General features: G+C 60.2%; 17 protein-coding genes. 12 read left to right on the top strand and 5 right to left on the bottom strand.

Annotated elements, in window-relative coordinates; all coding sequences use genetic code 11:
• The first annotated feature begins 172 nt into the window (after positions 1–172).
• Together gabT and KGB07_RS11095 are read left to right on the top strand one after the other, a co-directional pair.
• Positions 173–1,450 carry a 4-aminobutyrate--2-oxoglutarate transaminase gene (gabT, locus tag KGB07_RS11100; RefSeq protein ID WP_223465404.1) on the top strand — a complete coding sequence of 426 codons (1,278 nt, stop codon included), beginning with the start codon at positions 173–175 and terminating at the stop codon, positions 1,448–1,450.
• A 135-nt stretch (positions 1,451–1,585) separates the two neighbouring features.
• Positions 1,586–2,800: a response regulator gene (locus tag KGB07_RS11095; RefSeq protein ID WP_223465403.1), complete on the top strand. Its 1,215-nt coding sequence runs from the start codon at positions 1,586–1,588 to the stop codon at positions 2,798–2,800.
• Between the two features lie 29 nt (positions 2,801–2,829).
• Here the strand turns inward: KGB07_RS11095 and KGB07_RS11090 are convergent, their stop codons facing one another.
• Together KGB07_RS11090 and desA are read right to left on the bottom strand one after the other, a co-directional pair.
• Complete coding sequence (locus KGB07_RS11090; protein ID WP_223465402.1) at positions 2,830–3,819, bottom strand: GGDEF domain-containing protein; 990 nt, start codon at positions 3,817–3,819, stop codon at positions 2,830–2,832.
• 214 nt (positions 3,820–4,033) lie between these two features.
• Positions 4,034–5,218 carry a delta-9 fatty acid desaturase DesA gene (desA, locus tag KGB07_RS11085; RefSeq protein WP_046040722.1) on the bottom strand — a complete coding sequence of 395 codons (1,185 nt, stop codon included), beginning with the start codon at positions 5,216–5,218 and terminating at the stop codon, positions 4,034–4,036.
• Between the two features lie 146 nt (positions 5,219–5,364).
• Between desA and dibA the strand changes: the two genes are divergently transcribed.
• The 6 genes from dibA to KGB07_RS11055 all read left to right on the top strand — a co-directional run bounded on the left by dibA (position 5,365) and on the right by KGB07_RS11055 (position 11,534).
• Positions 5,365–7,284 (top strand): phosphodiesterase DibA, encoded by a 1,920-nt coding sequence (gene dibA, locus KGB07_RS11080; RefSeq protein ID WP_223465401.1) that lies wholly within the window; start codon positions 5,365–5,367, stop codon positions 7,282–7,284.
• Between the two features lie 222 nt (positions 7,285–7,506).
• The gene (gene oscA, locus KGB07_RS11075; protein ID WP_007975618.1) at positions 7,507–7,689 is read left to right on the top strand and encodes a sulfur starvation response protein OscA; all 183 of its coding nucleotides are present in this window, start codon (positions 7,507–7,509) and stop codon (positions 7,687–7,689) included.
• Between the two features lie 68 nt (positions 7,690–7,757).
• Positions 7,758–8,771 carry a sulfate ABC transporter substrate-binding protein gene (locus KGB07_RS11070; protein WP_046040726.1) on the top strand — a complete coding sequence of 338 codons (1,014 nt, stop codon included), beginning with the start codon at positions 7,758–7,760 and terminating at the stop codon, positions 8,769–8,771.
• A gap of 69 nt (positions 8,772–8,840) precedes the next feature.
• Positions 8,841–9,659 carry a sulfate ABC transporter permease subunit CysT gene (gene cysT, locus KGB07_RS11065; RefSeq protein WP_007972956.1) on the top strand — a complete coding sequence of 273 codons (819 nt, stop codon included), beginning with the start codon at positions 8,841–8,843 and terminating at the stop codon, positions 9,657–9,659.
• A 12-nt stretch (positions 9,660–9,671) separates the two neighbouring features.
• Positions 9,672–10,541 carry a sulfate ABC transporter permease subunit CysW gene (cysW, locus tag KGB07_RS11060; protein ID WP_007972954.1) on the top strand — a complete coding sequence of 290 codons (870 nt, stop codon included), beginning with the start codon at positions 9,672–9,674 and terminating at the stop codon, positions 10,539–10,541.
• Between the two features lie 3 nt (positions 10,542–10,544).
• Positions 10,545–11,534 (top strand): sulfate/molybdate ABC transporter ATP-binding protein, encoded by a 990-nt coding sequence (locus KGB07_RS11055; protein ID WP_046040728.1) that lies wholly within the window; start codon positions 10,545–10,547, stop codon positions 11,532–11,534.
• A gap of 90 nt (positions 11,535–11,624) precedes the next feature.
• Here the strand turns inward: KGB07_RS11055 and KGB07_RS11050 are convergent, their stop codons facing one another.
• Positions 11,625–12,149, bottom strand: a complete 525-nt coding sequence (locus KGB07_RS11050; protein WP_046040729.1) for a DUF962 domain-containing protein — start codon at positions 12,147–12,149, stop codon at positions 11,625–11,627.
• Between the two features lie 84 nt (positions 12,150–12,233).
• Between KGB07_RS11050 and KGB07_RS11045 the strand changes: the two genes are divergently transcribed.
• The 3 genes from KGB07_RS11045 (at position 12,234) to KGB07_RS11035 (ending at position 14,512) form a co-directional block, all read left to right on the top strand.
• Positions 12,234–12,920, top strand: coding sequence for a Crp/Fnr family transcriptional regulator (locus KGB07_RS11045; RefSeq protein ID WP_046040730.1), 687 nt, complete (start codon positions 12,234–12,236; stop codon positions 12,918–12,920).
• A gap of 118 nt (positions 12,921–13,038) precedes the next feature.
• Positions 13,039–13,287: a helix-turn-helix domain-containing protein gene (locus KGB07_RS11040; RefSeq protein ID WP_046040887.1), complete on the top strand. Its 249-nt coding sequence runs from the start codon at positions 13,039–13,041 to the stop codon at positions 13,285–13,287.
• A complete protein-coding gene (locus KGB07_RS11035; protein WP_223465399.1) occupies positions 13,280–14,512 on the top strand; it encodes a type II toxin-antitoxin system HipA family toxin in 1,233 nt (410 codons plus the stop codon). The genes KGB07_RS11040 and KGB07_RS11035 overlap by 8 nt, the downstream gene beginning before the upstream one ends.
• On the opposite strand, the gene KGB07_RS11030 is transcribed toward KGB07_RS11035, so the two are convergent.
• On the bottom strand, positions 14,513–15,517 hold the full coding sequence (locus KGB07_RS11030; protein ID WP_223465398.1) for an AraC family transcriptional regulator: 1,005 nt from the start codon (positions 15,515–15,517) through the stop codon (positions 14,513–14,515).
• Between the two features lie 100 nt (positions 15,518–15,617).
• Here KGB07_RS11030 and KGB07_RS11025 point away from each other — a divergent pair, with 100 nt between their 5' ends.
• Positions 15,618–16,691 carry a fatty acid desaturase gene (locus tag KGB07_RS11025; protein ID WP_223465397.1) on the top strand — a complete coding sequence of 358 codons (1,074 nt, stop codon included), beginning with the start codon at positions 15,618–15,620 and terminating at the stop codon, positions 16,689–16,691.
• Between the two features lie 123 nt (positions 16,692–16,814).
• Here KGB07_RS11025 and KGB07_RS11020 read toward each other — a convergent pair whose 3' ends face one another.
• On the bottom strand, positions 16,815–18,425 hold the full coding sequence (locus KGB07_RS11020; protein WP_223465396.1) for an arylsulfatase: 1,611 nt from the start codon (positions 18,423–18,425) through the stop codon (positions 16,815–16,817).
• Between the last annotated feature and the right edge of the window lie 6 nt (positions 18,426–18,431).

The raw sequence follows: 18,431 nt of genomic DNA, 5'->3' as shown, positions 1-18,431 counted from the left end.
ATTGCTTCAAGCGCAAAGGGCACGAGAGCGCTGTCCCTTTGCGCCGCTTCAAACCGGAATTTTCTCGGTGGCCGGGAACGCTGTGGCAGTCGATCATCGCATGCTGCCGCCGTTGCTCCCCGTCGCTTTATCCTTGAACCACGCCGCCCGATGAGCGGTGAATGAGGAATGTATGAGCAAGACTAACGCTTCTTTGATGGCCCGCCGTACCGCTGCTGTTCCACGTGGTGTTGGCCAGATTCACCCGATCTTCGCCGAATCCGCGAAGAACGCGACCGTAACCGACGTTGAAGGTCGTGAGTTCATCGACTTCGCCGGCGGTATCGCCGTGCTGAACACCGGCCACGTGCACCCGAAAATCATCGCCGCCGTGACCGAGCAGCTGAACAAGCTGACCCACACCTGCTTCCAGGTTCTGGCCTACGAGCCGTACGTGGAAGTGTGCGAAAAAATCAACGCCAAGGTCCCAGGTGATTTCGAAAAGAAAACCCTGCTGGTGACCACCGGCTCCGAAGCCGTGGAAAACTCCATCAAGATCGCCCGTGCCGCCACTGGCCGTGCCGGCGTGATCGCCTTCACCGGCGCCTACCACGGTCGCACCATGATGACCCTGGGCCTGACCGGTAAAGTCGTGCCTTACTCGGCCGGCATGGGCCTGATGCCAGGCGGCATCTTCCGCGCGCTGTACCCGAACGAACTGCACGGTGTGAGCATCGACGACTCGATCGCTTCCATCGAACGCATCTTCAAGAACGACGCCGAGCCGAAAGACATCGCCGCGATCATCATCGAGCCGGTTCAGGGCGAAGGTGGTTTCTACGTCGCTCCGAAAGAATTCATGAAGCGTCTGCGTGCCCTGTGCGACCAGCACGGCATCCTGCTGATCGCTGACGAAGTACAGACTGGCGCTGGCCGTACCGGTACTTTCTTCGCCATGGAACAGATGGGCGTTGCTGCCGACCTGACCACCTTCGCCAAATCCATCGCTGGCGGCTTCCCGCTGGCCGGTGTGTGCGGCAAGGCCGAATACATGGACGCCATCGCTCCAGGCGGCCTGGGCGGCACCTACGCCGGTAGCCCGATCGCTTGCGCCGCGGCCCTGGCCGTGATGGAAGTGTTCGAAGAAGAGCACCTGCTGGATCGTTGCAAGGCTGTTGGCGAGCGTCTGGTAACCGGCCTGAAGGCCATCCAGGCCAAGTACCCGGTGATCGGTGAAGTCCGTGCCCTGGGCGCGATGATCGCTGTCGAGCTGTTCGAAAACGGCGACAGCCACAAGCCGAACGCCGCAGCCGTGGCGTCCGTTGTGGCCAAGGCTCGCGACAAGGGTCTGATCCTGCTGTCCTGCGGCACCTACGGCAACGTTCTGCGCGTCCTGGTACCGCTGACCTCGCCGGACGAGCAACTGGACAAAGGCCTGGCGATCATCGAAGAGTGCTTCTCCGAGCTCTGATCCCCAGTGTGACCTGATCCACAAAAAACCCGCTTCGGCGGGTTTTTTTATGCCCCTTGAAACAGATCCCGCGCAATAGCGCTGTATCGAATGGCCAGCATTGGCTAAGGTTCCTGCATTGCCAGGGAGAGCTGTATGACAACTGTCATTTTACCCGCCGTTCCAAGAGTCCTGATTGCCGAGGCCGACCCCTGGTCCCGGGATTTGCTCAAGGAAGTGTTGTTGAATGTACGCTGCGATGCGCGGCTGGATTTGTGCGCCGATGGCCAGCAAGCGCTGGAGCTATTGGCCGCCAACCCCTATGACCTGGTCATCGCCGACTGGGAGTTGCCCGGCGTCGATGGCCTGAATGTCCTGCGCAATATCCGTCAGCGCAAACGCAACCCGCCGCTGCCCTTCATCCTCATGAGTAGTCGCAACGACAGTGCCAGCGTGCGCGAGGCCTTGCCGCTGGCGCCGGCCGCGTACCTGACCAAACCCCTGAATATGGAAAGCCTGACCCATCGGTTGCAGGGGTTGCTGCTGAACGCTGGCGAAGAAGTCTCGTGCGAGGTGCCGTCGCTGGCACCGGGCATGACGTTGTCGGTGTTTCTGGAGCGTCGCCGGGAGTTGGCCGACGGCGCGCCGCTGATGACCGACGTACAAGTGGCGGTCAAGCGCAGCCTCAATCCCAATGGCCTCGACCTGACGGTGCTGGAAGACGAAATCCGCACCGATCCGCAGGTCACGGCCGTGCTGATCGCCGCTGCCAACAGTGCGGCCCAGCACCACGGCGCAGCTGTGCAAACCCTGTCCCAGGCGCTGCATCGCCTGGGCACCGGGCAGAGCATGAACCTGATTCTCGGGCTGGCGCTCAAACGCAGTGCTCGGCTCAGTGACCCGCAATTGGCCGACTATGCCGAGCGTTATTGGGATCTGTCACTGCACACCGCCGAATACGCGCGCACTCTGGCGCGCTTGCTCGATCTGGATCAGGAGCGCTGCTATTGCGCCGGCATGTTGCATCGTCTCGGCGATCTGGCGTTGCTGCGCTGTTTGCAGGAATGGAAGCAGGCCGGTGGCGAACTGGACGAGCTGGAGGAAGTGGGCGAAGCGCTGGTTGAATTTGGCGCGGCCTATGGTTCGGCCCTGCGCACGCGCTGGCGCCTGCCACTGGAGTTGCGGGAACTGATTGCGGCGGTCTACCAGCTCGGTGGCGGGGTTTACTCCCGCGAAGCGCTGGTGATGAACATGGCGGCGCAGATGGCGCGTCTGACCGAGCATGAGGGCATCGAGGAGCTGGCGAAGAGCCGGACGGCGCGGTTGCTCAAGATCGGCTTGCCGGAGTTGATGCGTTTGCGCAAGAAATGAGGGCGAACGCGATTCCCTGTGGTGGCCTGTCAGGCAGTGACAATCCGGTTCTTGCCCTCGCGCTTGGCCTGATACATCGCGGCATCCGCCCGGGAAAACAGGCTCTCCACGTTTTCGTCCGTGGCGGTCAGGCTGGTCAGGCCCTGGCTGACGGTGATGCCGAACGTCTGGCCTTCATGGGTGAAACGCAATCGCTGAATCTGCTGGTGCAAGCGTTCCGCCACTTGCAGGGCCATCTGCGGCGTACAGCCGGGAAACACCGCTACGAACTCCTCACCGCCAATGCGTCCGAACAGGTCGCCACGGCGAAACGCCGCGCGGCCGCTTTCGGCGATGCGTTGCAACACGTTGTCGCCTTCCTGGTGACCGTAGGTGTCGTTGATGATTTTGAAGTCATCGATGTCCAGCATCAGGAACGACAGCGGCTCGCCCCGTTGCCGGGCGTGTGCGAACTCGCGATGGGCGCATTCGAAGAAATGCCGGCGATTGCTGCTCTGGGTCAGGGCGTCAGTGGTGGCCAGGCGATGCAGCTCGGTTTCCATCCGCTTCTTGTCGGTGATGTCTTCGGCGATGCCGACGATGATCACCGGCTGCCCCGGCTCGGCCTGGCGGTTGACATAGCATTTGTCGCTGAGCCAGCGCACTTGGCCATCGGCGGCAATGATTCGATACTCGCGATCTTCGACGGCGCCTTTGTCCAGCGCTTCGGCCAGGCTGCGTTCGGCATAGTCCAGGTCGTCAGGGTAAATGCTGTCGCGCCATTGATTGCAGTCGGCCAGCAGCAGATCAGCCGAACGGCCAAAGATCCGTTCGTAGGCGGGGCTGACGTAAAGCACCTGGCGGGTTTCCCAATCGAATGCCCACAGCACCGCGTTGACGCTCATCAGCAAGGTGTTGAACAACTGATCGCGTTCGCTCAGGCGTGCGACTTCGCCTTGGGCGTGCATCAGCGCTATCAGGGTCTGCGCGGCCTCGGGCCAATGTGACGGAGATGAGTCTTGCAGGTTCTTTTGGGCCATCGACACAAATCTCAAAGGGCATGCCGCGCGCGATCGCGGCCAACATCAAGCCCGCCGGGGATGGCGAAGTGTCTTTGAGATAGGGCTTTTCAGATGAAGTTCCCGCCTTTCGTGGCGAGGGAGCTGGCTCCCGCCGGGCGGTACTGATGGCGCGATATTACAGTCACACCACATAACCCTGTGGGAGCGAGCAAGCCCGCTCCCACAGGTTTTTTCAGACAGCGGCAGGACGCAGCGAGTAGGTCTTCAACTGATCGGCGAATTCTCGCAGGGACTGAATCCCGCTGGCTTCGGCTTCGTGTATCCAGTCCTTGATGGCCGCCAGCATGTCGTGACCATTTGAGCTGGTCTTGACCCAGATCTGCTGCAGGGCCAGGCGTTTCTCGTAAATTACCTTCAGCGCCTGACTGTGCTCGAGCATGTTCTGGATGCGCACGTGGTGTTTGTCATCCAGCAGGCTGGTCTCCCGCGAAAGCAGGCGTTTGGCCCGGTGGAACTGGTGACGTACCGAGTGATCGACCTTTTCCAGCTCTTGCTTGACCAGCGGGCCGATCACCAATTTGCGGTACTGGGCCATGATCTGGAAGCGGTTGTTGAGGATCGCCATGGCGGTGTCCATGTCCAGGTTGCCCTTGCCTTCGACGCGATGGGCAATCGGCGCAACCCGTTGAACCTTGGCCAGGCGCAGGAAGCTGAAGACTTGAATCCACGCCCAGCCCAGGTCGAATTCCCACTTCTTCACCGACAATTTTGCCGAGTTAGGGTAGGTGTGATGGTTGTTATGCAGTTCTTCGCCACCAATCAGGATGCCCCACGGCACCAGGTTGGTCGCCGCATCGCGGCATTCGAAGTTGCGATAGCCGATGGCATGGCCCAGGCCATTGACCACGCCGGCAGCCCACACCGGGATCCACATCATCTGGATGGCCCAGATGGTGATGCCGATGGTGCCGAACAGCAGCAGGTCGATAACGCCCATGATCGCGATGCCCAGCAGCGGGTAGCGGCTGTAGAGGTTGCGCTCGATCCAGTCTTCGGGGCAGTTCTTGCCGTAGATGCGCAGGGTCTCGGGGTTTTCCGCTTCGGCGCGGTACAACTCGGCGCCTTTGCGCAGCACCGTGGACAAGCCCTTGATGACCGGGCTGTGCGGATCATCGACGGTTTCGCATTTGGCGTGATGCTTGCGGTGGATGGCGGTCCACTCGCGGGTGTTCTGCGCCGTGGTCAGCCACAGCCAGAAACGGAAGAAATGCTTGAGCCCCCCATTCAGCTCCAGGGAGCGATGGGCGGAGTAACGATGCAGATAGACCGTGACGGCGATGATCGTGACGTGGGTCATCAGCAGGGTGACTGCTACCAGCGACCAGGGCGACAAGCCAAGAAAACCTTCGTACCACATAGGCTGTAGGGCCCTCGATAAAGAAAAAACAGCCGTTGCATTATCACTAAGCCCACACAGAAAACCAGTCGGCCTTTCAGATAAGAGTGGCTGGATGTGTCTTTAAACTATAATTCCAACCTATTTGTAGGGACAAGGATCGCCGGATGTCTGCCACCTATCGCGATGCCTTGCGCGCAACGCTGCTCTATCTGTTGCTTTCTGTGGTTTGGCTGCAGATCAGTGGCTATTTATTGAACAGTTTCTTCGATAGCTCTGCCGAGCGACTGCGATGGCAACTGATCAACGGTTATGTCTGGGTGTTGTTCAGCGCCGGGTTGATCTTCATTGCCCGTGCGCGGTTGCTGCGGTGTCTGGGTATCGGCGCCAAGCTGCGTGAACGCGATGCCGACCGCATGCGCTTGCGCCAGGCAGCGGCCGTGTTCGACTGCACCCGCGAAGGCGTGCTGGTCACCAATCGGGAAGGCGTGATCGTCCATGTGAACCGGGCGTTTATGGAAATCACCGGTTACGGGTGTGAGGACGTGCTGGGGCAGCGGCCCAATCTGTTCAAGTCCGGGCGGCATTCCCCTGAGTTCTATCAGGTGATGTTTGCCACGCTCGCCAGTGTCGGGGAGTGGAGTGGGGAAATCTGGAACCGGCGCAAAAGCGGCGAGATTTACCCGCAATGGCAAACGATCCGCCTGATCCACGACGATTTCGGCCGGCCGAGCCAATATGTGGCGGTGTTTACCGACATCAGTGCAATCAAGAACTCCGAACACGAGCTGATGCACCTGGCGCACCACGATCCGCTGACCGACCTGCCGAACCGCCTGCTGTTCACCGACCGCGCCGAACAGGCCCTGGCCTCGGCACAGGTCCACAAGCGTGGCTGCGCGCTGCTGATGATCGATCTCGATCACTTCAAGATGATCAACGACAGCCTCGGGCACACCATTGGCGACCAGTTGCTCAAAGCTGTGGCCGAGCGCCTGGGCGCCATGTTCGGCCCGGGCATCACCCTGGCCAGGCTGGGCGGAGATGAATTCGCCGTGCTCGCCGAAAGCTGTCCGCAACTGGTTCAGGCCGCTGCGTTGGCCCAGCGGATCATCGACGGCCTCAAAGCACCCTTCTCAATCGATGACCATCAATTGTTCATCAACACCAGCATCGGCATCAGTCTGTTCCCCAGCGATGCCTTGAGCGTCGAGCAACTGTTGCGTAATGCCGACTCTGCACTGTTCAAGGCCAAGAGCACGGGGCGCAATGATTATGCCCTGTACACCGAAGAGCTGACGGCCCACGCCCAGCAACGGGTCGAGATCGCCTTCGAATTGCGCCGCGCCCTGGACCGGCAAGAGCTGCGGGTCCATTACCAGCCGGTTCACGACCTCAAGACCCGTCGCCTGATTGGCGTCGAGGCACTGGTGCGTTGGCAGCACCCGCAGCGGGGCCTGGTGTCGCCGGCGGAATTCATTCCGGTCGCCGAACGAACCGGTCTGATTGCTGAAATCGATGCCTGGGTCATGGCGCAGGCATGCCGGCAGATGTGCCAGTGGCAGCAGGAGGGGGTGGTGTTGTCGTTCGTCGCGGTCAACGTTTCTTCGCGTCTGTTCGCCCGTCGTGAGCTGTACCAGCAGGTGGCGCAGGTCTTGCGCGAAACCGGGCTGGAACCGGCGTTTCTGGAGCTGGAAGTCACTGAAAGCGCGGTGATGGATGACCCGGAAGTCGCACTGGAGCAGATGCATCGCCTGCGCGAGTTGGGTGTGCGCCTGGCCATCGACGACTTCGGCACGGGTTACTCATCTCTGCTGCGACTCAAGCGTCTGCCGGTGCAAAAGTTGAAAATCGACCAGGGCTTCGTGGCCGGGTTGCCATGGGATGAAGATGATGCGGCGATTTCACGGGTGATCATTGCCCTGGCGCAAAGCATGGGCATGCAGGTGCATGCCGAGGGGATCGAGCAGGTCGAACAGGCGGCTTTCCTCCTCGAGCAGGGGTGTGATCTGGGTCAGGGTTACTGGTTCGGGCGGCCGGTGCCGGCGCTGCAGCTGGATTGGGCTCATGCCCCGGTCATCGCCTGATTTACAAAATCCCTGTAGGAGCAAGCTCACTCCCACAGGTTTTTGGTGTGTCTGAAAGAGGGTGATTCACCTCAAGCCCTTGTCCCTTCAAGTAATCTCTTCTGGTTATATAAACATTCTTAAATAGTCTTTTTAAGAATATCAACACCTCTCTAGTATTGCTCTCAAGCCGCAAGCAGTGCCGACACTGCGAGGCAACCTCTCAGTTGAAGGAGCAGCAATATGAGCGCATCCCTGCGTAGCGTCGACGGTCAAGACGAAGCCACCATCCTGCGTGAAATCCAGAGTGCCCTGCGCGATCTGCGCTTTGGCGCCGTGGAAATCACCGTGCACAACGCCCAGGTGGTGCAGATCGAGCGCAAAGAAAAATTCCGTTTGCAGCAGCCGGGCAACAAGCCGGGCTGAGGCGAATCAGGCAACGCAATATCCCATAAGAAAAAGCCAACACACCAAGAATTCCAGGAGCTTTCACCATGTCGTCGATTCGTTATTTCGCTTTGGCCGCCCTGGCCAGCGCCCTTTTTGCCGGTTCCGCCGTTGCCAAGGACTACGAGCTGCTCAACGTGTCGTACGACCCGACCCGCGAGCTGTACCAGGATTACAACGCCGAGTTCATCAAGTTCTGGCAGAAAGATCACGCAGGCGACACCGTGAAGGTCCAGCAATCCCACGGCGGTTCGGGCAAGCAAGGCCGGGCGGTGATCGATGGCCTGCGGGCCGACGTCGTGACCCTGGCCCTGGCTGGTGATATCGACGAAATCGCCAAGCTCGGCAAATCCCTGCCGGCCGACTGGCAAAAACGCCTGCCGGAAGCGAGCACGCCTTACACCTCGACCATCGTGTTCCTGGTGCGCAAGGGCAACCCTAAAGGCATCAAGGACTGGGGCGACCTGGTCAAGAATGACGTCTCGGTGATCACGCCGAACCCGAAAACATCTGGCGGTGCGCGCTGGAACTTCCTTGCGGCGTGGGCCTATGGCCTGAAAGCCAATGGCGGCGACGAAGCCAAGGCCAAGGAATACGTACAAACCCTGTTCAAGCACGTGCCAGTGCTGGACACCGGCGCTCGCGGCTCGACCATTACCTTCGTCAACAACGGTCAGGGCGACGTATTGCTGGCCTGGGAAAACGAAGCCTTCCTGGCCCTGAAAGAAGAGGGCGGCGCCGACAAGTTCGATATCGTCGTGCCTTCGCTGTCGATTCTCGCCGAGCCACCGGTGGCGGTGGTCGACAAGAACGCCGAGAAAAAGGGCAACGAGCAGATCGCCGAGGCCTACCTCAAGCACCTGTACAGCCCGGCCGGCCAGGAAATCGCGGCGAAGAACTTCTATCGTCCACGTGACAAGGATGTGGCCGCCAAGTACGCCCAGCAGTTCCCGAAACTGGAGCTGGTGAGCATCGACAAGGACTTCGGCGGCTGGAAAACCGCACAGCCGAAATTCTTCAATGACGGGGGCGTGTTCGACCAGATCTATCAGGCGCAGTAATCTTAAATAGCCATCAACGAGCCCCGGATTCACCTCCGGGGCTCAGTGCGTTCTCAACCAAGGACTTTTATGTCGCGTCGTATCTCCCCCGTCATACCCGGCTTCGGGCTGACGCTGGGCTACACCTTGGTGTACCTCAGCCTGATTGTGCTCATACCACTGGCGGCAATGTTCGTGCATGCCGCTCAACTCACCTGGGATCAGTTCTGGGCAATCATCTCGGCGCCACGGGTGCTGGCGGCGTTGAAGCTCAGCTTCGGCACCGCCCTGTGTGCCGCGATCATCAACGGCATCATCGGCACGCTGTTGGCCTGGGTATTAGTGCGCTATACCTTCCCTGGACGAAAAGTGATCGATGCAATGATCGACTTGCCGTTCGCGTTACCCACGGCGGTGGCCGGTATTGCACTGACGGCGTTGTACACCCCTACCGGTCTGGTCGGTCAGTTTGCAGCGGATCTGGGTTTCAAGATCGCCTACACCCCTCTGGGCATCACCCTTGCCCTCACTTTTGTGACACTTCCATTCGTAGTACGTACCGTACAGCCAGTATTGGCGGATATCCCCCGTGAAGTGGAAGAAGCGGCAGCGTGCCTGGGAGCAAAACCCTTGCAGGTTTTCCGCCATATCCTGTTGCCGGCACTGCTTCCGGCATGGCTGACCGGTTTCGCTCTGGCCTTTGCCCGTGGGGTCGGCGAGTACGGTTCGGTGATTTTCATCGCCGGCAACATGCCGATGAAAACCGAGATTCTGCCGCTGCTGATCATGGTCAAGCTCGACCAATACGATTACACCGGCGCTACCTCCATTGGTGTACTGATGCTGGTGGTTTCCTTCGTCCTGTTGCTGCTGATCAACTTGTTGCAGCGGCGCATCGAAACCCCATAAGGAGGCGCACCCATGTCCCAATCGTCTATTGCTGCCGCTTCCTCTAACGCTGCCCGTCGTGGCAGTGCGACTTCGCGGCGAATCCTGATCGGCCTTGGCTGGCTGATTTTTGCGCTGTTCCTGTTGTTGCCGCTGTTCATCGTGGTGTCCCAGGGCCTGAAGCTCGGCCTCGGGGCGTTTTTCACCGCGATCTTTGAGCCGGACGCGCTGTCGGCGCTGAAGCTCACGGTCATCGCCGTGCTGATTTCGGTGCCGTTGAACCTGGTGTTCGGTGTCAGCGCCGCATGGTGCGTGAGCAAGTACTCGTTCCGCGGCAAGAGCATGCTGGTGACACTGATCGACCTGCCGTTCTCGGTGTCGCCGGTGATCGCCGGTCTGGTCTATGTGCTGATGTTCGGCGCCCAGGGCCTGTTTGGGCCGTGGTTGCAGGATCACGACATCCAGATCGTCTTCGCCCTGCCGGGCATCGTGCTGGCGACGATTTTCGTCACCGTGCCGTTCGTGGCCCGTGAACTGATCCCGCTAATGCAGGAACAAGGCACTCAGGAAGAGGAAGCTGCGCGCTTGCTCGGGGCCAACGGCTGGCAGATGTTCTGGCACGTCACTGTGCCCAACATCAAATGGGGCCTGATCTACGGCGTGGTGTTGTGTACCGCGCGGGCCATGGGGGAGTTCGGTGCGGTGTCGGTGGTTTCCGGGCACATTCGCGGGGTGACCAACACCCTGCCATTGCACGTGGAGATCCTCTACAACGAATACAACCACGTGGCCGCGTTCGCCGTGGCGAGCCTGTTGCTGATCCTGGCGCTCTTCATCCTGCTGCTCAAGCAGTGGAGCGAAAACCGTATTAACCGCCTGCGCGCCAGCGCCGCGGAGGAATAATTCATGTCGATCGAAGTGCGTAACGTCAGCAAGAACTTCCATGCCTTCAAGGCGCTGGACAACATCAGCCTGGACATCCAGAGCGGCGAACTTGTCGCGTTGCTCGGTCCGTCGGGCTGCGGCAAGACCACGCTGCTGCGGATCATCGCCGGACTGGAGACCCCGGACCAGGGCAACATCGTGTTCCACGGTGAAGACGTTTCCGGCCACGACGTGCGTGATCGCAACGTCGGTTTTGTGTTCCAGCACTACGCCCTGTTCCGCCACATGACGGTGTTTGACAACGTAGCGTTCGGCCTGCGCATGAAGCCGAAAAACCAGCGTCCGAGCGAAAGTCAGATCGCAACCAAGGTTCACGAACTGCTGAACATGGTGCAACTGGACTGGTTGTCGGATCGCTACCCGGAGCAACTCTCCGGCGGTCAGCGCCAGCGCATTGCCCTGGCCCGAGCGCTGGCGGTGGAGCCGAAAGTGCTGCTGCTCGACGAGCCTTTCGGCGCCCTCGACGCCAAGGTCCGTAAAGAGTTGCGCCGCTGGTTGGCGCGCCTGCACGAAGACATCAACCTGACCTCGGTGTTCGTGACCCACGACCAGGAAGAAGCGATGGAAGTCGCGGACCGTATCGTGGTGATGAACAAGGGTGTGATCGAGCAGATCGGTTCACCGGGTGACGTTTACGAAAACCCCGCCAGCGATTTCGTCTATCACTTCCTCGGTGATTCGAACCGATTGCACCTGGGCGAAGACAAGCACGTGCTGTTCCGCCCGCACGAGGTGTCGCTGTCACGCCATGAACTGGAAGACCACCACGCGGCTGAAGTGCGCGATATTCGACCGCTGGGCGCGACGACGCGGGTGACGTTGAAGGTCGAAGGGCAGAGCGATCTGATCGAAGCCGAAGTGGTCAAGGATCACGACAGTCTGGTCGGGTTGGCGAAGGGCGAGACGCTGTTCTTCAAGCCGAAGGTCTGGCAGAAGGTTGCCAACATCTAAAGCAAAAGCTTCGCGAGCAGGCTCGCTCTCACAGGGATTCTATGTACTCCATAGATCTCCTGTGGGAGCGGGCTTGCTCGCGATTGCAATCTAAACAGCCGCACGCTTCGGATTGACCCGCACCTCACCCGCCCGCGCCTCAATCTGCTCTTTCAGGTCATGCCGCATCCCCAGCATGAACGCCAGCTCGGCCACCACGAACAACGGCCCGACAATCAACCCGGTCACGTCATCGACAAATGCCGGTTTGCGCCCTTCGTAGTGATGGCCGACAAACTGGATCGCCCAGCCGATCACGAACATCGCCACGCCGCTGCCCAGCCAGACCAGCGTGCTTTGCTGCGCCAGCGCATGGCCTGCCCACACCGACAGACCGAGCAATACCGTCATCAACACGCCCAGGCGCAACTCCAGGCGCAGGTAAAACCATGCCGATGCCAGTGAGACGAGCACCGCCGGTGACATCCACACGCCGCCCAGCGACCATTCGGGCCGCGACAGCAACACCGCGACGGCCACCACGATCAGCGGAATGCCGATAAAGTGCGAGGCGATGTTGCGCGGGTCACGGTGGTAGGCGGCGTATTGACTGAGGTGGTCGACGAGGTTTTTCATTGTTGTTCTCCTGTGGGGTGATTGATCATGCCCCGGGGGTCACTTCCCGCTCTGTCAGCCAGGCGACAATCTCTAGGAGTTTTCATGGATATGCAGGTCTGGCGTCCACGCCTGATGAGCGGTCAGTGGTTCAGCCATTTGCCTGTTTCCCTTCAGGATAGCCTGCTGTCGGCGGCCAGGCTGCGGCGCCTGTCACCGGGTCAGCGGCTGTTCAAACGTGGCGATCCGCCCTGCGGCCTGTACGCGGTGCTTGAAGGCGCGGTGCGCGTCGGTGCCGTGAGCGAGCAGGGCAAGGAAGCATTGCTGAGCCTGGTGGAGCCGCCGCACTGGTTCGGCGAAATCTGCCTGTTCGACGGTCAGCCGCGCACCCACGATGCCTACGGCGCGGGCCAGTGCACGCTGCTGCACATCCCCCAGAACACCTTGCTGGCGCTGCTCGATGAGCATCCGCAGCACTGGCGGCAACTGGCGTTGCTGATGAGCCAGAAATTGCGCATGACCTTCATCAACCTCGAACAACTGAGCCTGTTGCCGGCCCCGGCACGGCTGGCGCACCGCTTGCTGATGATCGCCGAAGGCTATGGCGAGACCGCCCCACCGCGCCGCGTCCTGCAACTGCCCCAGGAGCAGCTTGCCGCCATGTTGTCGCTGTCACGCCAGACCACCAACCAGATCCTCAAGGAGTTGCAGGGGCAGGGGGTCATCGGGCTGAGTTACGGCGAAATCGAAATCCTGGATGCTGCCCGGTTGCGGGTATTGGCGATGGTTTGATGCCCGGTAGGGGGGGCGTCAGCAAATGTAGCTGGACTTCAATCATGATCTGCACTAAATACAATGCATAATCGTTAAGTTGATAAATTATGCACTGTATACGATGCGCGGTGGTGAAATGGAAAACCTTGGCAAGCTGATCCGAACCTTACGCAAGGAAAGAAAACTCTCCCAGCAGACACTGGCACAGCAATACGGAATGAGCCGGGCGACGATCTCCGGCATCGAAAACAACACCCTCTCCGAAATTGGTCTGCGCAAGGTCGAGGCGATCCTCAATGGCTTCGGTTATGAGCTGACTGCCGTGCCGCGACAGTCGAAGCGGCCGACGCTGGACACCCTGAAAAAGGTGGATTTCCATGGATGAGCCACAGGAAAAGGATCGACTGGCTATCAGCGTTTCCAACAGTGCGGTGGGAGTCCTTGGCCGTGGTCAGTCTCCTGTTGATACCGTGTTTGCCTACGCCGAAAACGCGCCCGAACAAAACGCCGTCTCGTTGACCATGCCGGTGCGGCTGGAGAGCTACGCGTGGGAGTCGGGCGTTCCACCGGTTTTTGAAATGAATCTGCCTGAAGGCGCCCTGCGCGATGAATTGACTCGTCGCTTCAGCAAGGCCGTCCGAGGGTTTGACGATTTTTCGATGCTTGCCATCGTCGGCCCGCACCAGCTCGGAAGAGTCGGCATTTCAAAGGCCCAGGGTCCGGGCGACCAGCCACCTGAAACCAGCCTGGCGGACTTACTTGTACATGATGGTGCGCAAGGTCTGTTCGAGGACCTCTTGCAGACCTATGGCCAGTACTCAGGCGTTTCCGGTGTACAGCCGAAGGTACTGGTGCGTGACAGCGCGTCAACCATCGATCGATTGTCCCACCGGGGGGCGACGCATCTGGTCAAGGCCTTTCGTCCTGAGCAATACCCGGAGCTCGCTGCCAATGAATATTTCTGCATGCGGGCGGCGTTGCATTCGGGTCTTGAGGTGCCGAAGTTTGAACTCAGTGAGCACGGCAAGTTTTTGATCGTTGAACGCTTCGACCTGAATGAAAAAGGTTACCTGGGGTTCGAGGACTTCTGCGTGCTCAATGCCTGGCCATCAAAAGCCAAATACGATGGTTCGTACGAAGGTGCGGCCAAGCAGATCAAGGCCTTTGTTTCTCCGCCTTTGCTCAATCAGGCACTGGAGTCGTTTTTCAAAATCGTCACGCTGTCATCGGGTCTGAAAAATGGCGACGCGCACCTCAAGAACTTTGGCGTTCTTTACGAAGACTGTGGTGTCGATGCACCAATCAGCCTGGCACCTGCCTACGACATCATCACCACGTCGGTCTACATCAAGACCGATAGCATGGCTTTGCTATTGGGCGGATCGAAGGCGTGGCCCAAGCACAAAATGCTGATGCGATTTGGTCGCTCCGCCTGCAATTTGACCGAGGGGCGCTGCAACGAATTGCTGCAACAGGTCATCCATGGGATGGCAATGGCGATGGGCGAGATGGGCCATCACATAAAGGCAAACAGTGCCTTTGCCGAGGTTGGAGAGGCGATGCTGGAGCAGTGGAACGAGGGTATTGCGCGCAGTCTGGTCAAAGGCTGATCAGCGCAACCCATCCCGAAACTGCCCAGGCGTCATCCCCGTCCAGCGCTTGAACGCGCGGCTGAAGCTGCTGGTGTCGGCAAACCCGAGCAGATAACTGATCTCGCTCAACGAACATTGCGGGTCACGCAGGTGCAGCAGCGCAAGGTTTTCGCGGCTTTCGTTGAGCAGCGTGTCGAACCTGCAGCCTTCATCGGCCAGGTGCCGTTGCAGGCTGCGCAGGCTCAGGTGCAGGGCCTTGGCGATGTGTTCGGCGCTGGGTTCGCCTTCGGGCAGTTGTTCTTCAATGGCATCGCGGACCTTGCGCTCCCACGTCAGTGGTTTGAGTTGCGCCAGGGTGCGCTTGAGCACGGTTTCGTTGTGTTCGGCCAGTTCCGGGTTGGCGTCGTCCAGGTGGCTGTCGAAGTCGACGAGGGCGAATTCCAGTCGGTCTTCGTCGGCGCCGAAGTGCACGGGCGAGCGAAAGACTTTATGCCATTGGTGCGCGTCTGCCGGCTCAGGGCGGCGCAGGTAGGTCGCTAGCGGTGCGTAGTCGCGGCCCAGGCGATTGCGGCAGGTGCGCACGTAAATCGCCATGAACGCATCAATGGCCTCGAGGGCCGGGGCCGGGTTGCCCATCGGAATTTTCAGGCGGAAACAGTAGCGATCTTCGGCGCGGGTCAGTTCCAGTTCCAGGGCATCGCTGACTACCTGGTGATAGCGCACGATGCGCTCGAACACTTCCCGCAGGCTGCCGCTGGCGACCAACGCATAACCCAGCGCATGGAAGGTAGTCGGGCTGACGAAACGCGAAACCCGCAAACCAATCGCCGGGTCGCCGCTGGCCTGCACCGCCAGATTCCACAGGTGCGTGGTGCCCGACAGCGGATAACGCGCGTTCGGGTCGTCCATCAGTTGCGGGTCGAGCCCCGCTTGCTGGCACAGGGCGGTGCTGTCGATGCCCAACGCATCGAGTTGCTTGCGCAGAGCGCGGGTCCAGCTGGCGAGGGAGGTCGGTTCAGTCATGCTGATTGGCGCTTCCAGTCAACAGGTTGGCGTTCTCGGCTACCGCGTTGCGAGGGTTCGCAAGGCAGGATGCAACCATCAATAACCAGAGGATGGAAGCATGGACCGTACTTCTGCAAGCCCCCAACGACTGAATGCAGCTCAACGATCGGCCCATATCCGTGAAGTGGTGCTGGCCAGAGGTGTCGAGTTGCGCGAGCAATACCCGATTCTCAAGCATCAGGACGCCCTCGGCGCGGGCATTCTGGCCTTCGCCATCGCCGGTATGGTCGGTTCGGCGGCGCTCTACGTGAGCGGGCACATGCCATGGTGGGCGTGCCTGCTGCTCAACGCTTTTTTCGCCTCGTTGACCCATGAGCTGGAACACGACCTGATCCACAGCATGTACTTCCGCAAGCGGAAGGTGCCGCACAACCTGATGATGGGGTTGGTGTGGCTGGCGCGGCCAAGCACCATCAACCCGTGGATTCGCCGCCATCTGCACCTCAATCACCACAAGGTGTCGGGCTCTGAAACCGACATGGAAGAACGCGCCATCACCAATGGCGAACCATGGGGCATCGCGCGATTCTTGATGATTGGCGACAACATGATGTCGTCGTTCATCCGCATGCTGCGGGCCAAGACCTGGGCGCAAAAGATCAGCATCGTCCAGCGCACCCTGAAGGTCTACGCACCGCTGGCGCTGATGCATTGGGGTACTTGGTACGTGTTTCTCGGCTTCCACGCAGCGAACGGCATTGCGCATCTGATGGGCGCACCGATCGAATGGTCGGCAACGACGTTGTCGGTGATGCAGGTGATCGACATCGCGGCGGTGGTGATCATCGGCCCGAATGTATTGCGCACGTTCTGCCTGCACTTCATCAGCTCGAACATGCACTACTACGGTGACGTGGAGCCGGGCAACGTGATGCAGCAGTGCCAGGTGCTGAACGCCTGGTGGCTGTGGCCGTTGCAGGCGTTCTGCTTCAACTTCGGCAGCAGCCACGGGATCCATCACTTTGTGGTGAAGGAACCGTTCTACATCCGTCAATTGACCGTGCGGGTGGGGCACAAGGTGATGCGCGAGATGGGTGTGCGGTTCAATGATTTCGGCACGTTTGCGCGGGCCAACCGGTTTGAGCGCAAGGAAGAGGCGGTAGGTGTTAGGACACAAACCGCTCAAGTCTGACTCGTACTTGTGGCGAGGGAGCTTGCTCCCGTTGGGCTGCGTAGCAGCCCCCTTCGTTTTCGGGATAAGGGGGCCGCTTCGCGACCCAGCGGGAGCAAGCTCCCTCGCCACAGGGGGTAATGTTTAGTCTGGCTGAAACGGCGACTCACTCAATATCACCCCAGTCTCATCCACATACCGCTGCCAATGCTCGATCAAGGCACTGAGCTTGTGCGGTTGGCTCGACGCCAGGTCATGAATCTCCCCCGGATCATTGCCCAGGTCATACAGCTGCCAGGTCGCCGGCCCCACCGGTCCCGGGATGTACACCGCCTTCCATTGGCCCTGCCGAATCGCCCGTCGCCCAAACAGTTCCCACCCGGTAACGGTGTGCTCGTCATGCACTTGCGCCGTCTCGCCCGACAGAAACCCCAGCCACGACTTGCCGCGAACTTCCGCCACGGGTTTGCCGTGCCATTGCTTGCCCGGATGGCGCACGCCGGCAAGATCCAGAATGGTCGGTGTGATGTCCATCACCGTGCCGAAACCGTGGCTGATCTGGCCCTTCAGCGGCAGCTGCGGATAGTGCACCAGTGCCGGAACACGGATCCCGCCTTCGGTGGTGAAGGCTTTGAACAACCGCGACGGCGCGGTCGCCACTTGCGCCCAGCTCGGCCCGTACCAGACGTAGGAGTTGGCGCGGCCGATGTTGTCCAGGCTGTTGTCGTAATGCTGGTTGAGATAGGTCAGCAACTGTGGGCCGAATTTCGGGAAGGCCTCCAGCAACGCCCCTTCGGCACCGTTATCGGACATGAACAGGATGAAGGTGTTGTCCAGTTGTCCTTGCTGGCGCAAGTAATCGACGACGCGCCCGATGTTCCAGTCCATGCGCTCGACCATCGCCGCGTAAACCTCCATGGCCCGCGCAGAAATTTGCCGTTGCTCATCGCTCAGGGCATCCCACTGTGCAGTCAGCTGGATCAACGGATGCGGTTCGACATCGGCCTCGATCAACCCCAGTTTCTTGAGTTTTTCCAGGCGCTCAAGTCGCAGCACTTCAGGGCCGGCGTCATAGCGCCCGCGGTATTTTTCCACCACCTCGGCCGGCGCCTGCAATGGCCAGTGCGGCGCGGAAAACGGCAGGTAGGCGAAGAACGGCCGGGTCTGGTCGCGCTCCTTGAGGTATTGCAGCAGCTTGTCGCCAAAGGCATCGGAGGAATAGAAATCCTTGGGCAGCTCATCGATGAATTGGTCGTCTTCGATGTACAGCGCCGGGGTGGATTTCAGCAGCCGCGGCGTCGTTTCATCGTAGGTCGGCTCGAAGCCGTAATGGTTGGCGGCGCCGGGCAACAGCGAAAACGAACGCTCGAAACCCCGGGCGTGAGGCGCCCGTTCTGCGGTCAGGCCCAGGTGCCATTTGCCGCTCATCAAGGTCTGATAACCGGCCTCGCGCAGCAGCTCGGGCAGGGCCACCACGCGGTCGTTCAGATGCCCTTCGTAACCCGGTTTGCCGATCAGGTCCGGGGTCAATGCTTCGGCCATGGTGCCGATGCCGGCGATGTGGTGGTCGGTGCCGGTGAGCAGCATCGAGCGGGTCGGCGAGCAGGTTGGTGCGGTGTGAAAATCGGTCAGGCGCAGGCCATTGTTGGCCAATGCATCGAGGTTCGGCGTGTTGATTTCACCACCGAAAGCGCCGAGGTCGGAAAAGCCCAGGTCATCGGCCAGGATCACTAGAAAGTTGGGACGTTGCGGCATCAAGAT

The organism is Pseudomonas sp. GL-RE-26, assembly GCF_019956275.1.
Taxonomy (GTDB): domain Bacteria; phylum Pseudomonadota; class Gammaproteobacteria; order Pseudomonadales; family Pseudomonadaceae; genus Aquipseudomonas; species Aquipseudomonas grandcourensis.
This window is presented reverse-complemented; position numbering and strand designations above follow the sequence as displayed.